Raw genomic sequence first — 290 nt, forward strand, 5'->3', positions numbered from 1 at the left:
CGCTTTGCCAATACCGGCGAGATCACGGGCGGTGTGTCCTTTGACGTCTCGGGCGGCGATGCAATTCTCGCCACCGGCGGGGCCTCCACCACGCTGGGAGCCGAAGATACGCTGAACATCGAGGGCACGGACGCCGATGTGGGCTTTGACGGGGACACCGGCGAGACAGCCGTGTTGCGTCTGTCCGAAGGCTCTAACCTGCACTTTACCGCCGATGAAAACGGGCTTGAGACCATAGAAGAGTTCCGCTCCGGCGCCTTTGGCGATGCACCGAACGTGCAATCGGGGAT

At 62.4% G+C, this 290-nt stretch carries 1 protein-coding gene; it reads left to right on the plus strand.

The genetic code is table 11. The annotated features are described in order from the left end of the window. The coding region (locus Q1A89_RS23460; RefSeq protein ID WP_299734160.1) for a hypothetical protein at positions 1-290 on the plus strand (290 nt) is incomplete at both ends.

It is taken from the genome of uncultured Tateyamaria sp., assembly GCF_947503045.1.
Lineage (GTDB): Bacteria > Pseudomonadota > Alphaproteobacteria > Rhodobacterales > Rhodobacteraceae > Tateyamaria.